The sequence below is a fragment of the Psychroflexus sp. MBR-150 genome, assembly GCF_053628795.1.
The window spans coordinates 1-1,292 of the sequence record NZ_JBRJHB010000049.1 but is presented as its reverse complement, the minus strand read 5'-3'; the positions used below and the strand labels follow the sequence as shown (position 1 = coordinate 1,292).

The following is a 1,292-nucleotide window of genomic DNA, read 5'->3' as shown; positions in this document are numbered from 1 at the left end:
AGGTAACTTCTAAAAACCGTTTATTTCTTTCTCTTTAAACTTTTCTAATTTTTTTTTGAAAATTTGATTTATGTTTTTTTTGATTCATATTTTTTATATTCAGCTCAACTATTTGATAATCAATATTTTAAATTTTGTTACAATCTCGCTTAGAGGCACGTTCTCCATTTAGGTGGTTTGTAATTGAATTTTTCTAAAGAAGTTGTAAGTCAAATTCATAAGCCCTACAATACCTTTTGCTCGTTTTATCCCAATACTATTTATATACATACCATTCATACTCATTTCCATGAAGCCAAATATGTGTTCAACTCTTGCACGGGTTTTAGATTTTTTTGTGTTGCTAGCTTTTTGCTCTTCGGTTAATGGCTTATTGCGATATCCTTTTTCATGTACTTTGTTTTTCATCTCATATTTGGCAATGGTTTTTTCTTGTTCTTCTCCTGTGTATGCACTGTCAGCATAAAAATCTTCTTCTTTATCTTTCTCATCTAATAGATTGTCAACAACTTGAGAATCATGAACCGCTGCTGATGTAATTTCATATTTTACTATTAATTTGCTTTTAGAATCTGATTTTACATGATTTTTATAACCATAATAATTTCCACCTCCCTTTTTTGTCCACTTTGCATCTATATCTTTCTGTCTTTTTTTGTTTGGATTATTTTCAAATGATTCGGGTGTTTCTCCTTTTTTAATTTGTTCATTTTCTTCTTTGGAATTTCTCTGTCTTGGTACTTCAATAAAGCTTGCGTCAACAATTTTACCTTGATTTACAATCAAGCCTAACTTTTCTAATTCTTTTATAAACAAGTTAAAACAAGGTTCAATAAGGTCTAAATCTATGAGTTTATCTCTGAAATTCCATATCGTTTTACTATCGGGAATGTCGTCGGCAATAGTAAGATTTAAGAAGCGCATAAAACTCATACGGTCATTAATTTGGTATTCTATCTGGTCATCTGATAAATTATAATAGCGTTGAAGTATCAAAATTTTAAATAGCAAAATGTAATCATACGGTGGTCTACCTCCTTTGCCTTTAGCTTCTTTTGATAAGCCTACTTCAATTATTTCCCTAAACATTTCAAATTCAATATTTTGGACTAATTTAACCAATGGATCTCCTAATTGAGATAACTTACTTAATCTAATATCTTGGTCAAAAAAACCGTAATCTCTGTGTCTTTTATATCGCTTCATAATGCCAGCTAAAATACTAAATATCAATCATATAAAATAATTATTTTTGATGTTTTTTAGTGAAATTTGGTTTTTAGAGATTCCCT

General features: G+C 29.2%; 1 protein-coding gene. It reads right to left on the bottom strand.

All coding sequences use genetic code 11. The features are described from left to right. Positions 1-168 precede the first annotated feature (168 nt). On the bottom strand, positions 169-1,206 hold the full coding sequence (locus tag ACSSV5_RS12250) for an IS5 family transposase (RefSeq protein WP_454246100.1): 1,038 nt from the start codon (positions 1,204-1,206) through the stop codon (positions 169-171). Positions 1,207-1,292: the final 86 nt, after the last annotated feature.

Bases quoted from the DNA above. Each gene is read 5' to 3' on its own strand.
- ACSSV5_RS12250 (WP_454246100.1), bottom strand. From the start codon at position 1,206: ATGAAGCGATATAAAAGACACAGAGATTACGGTTTTTTTGACCAAGAT.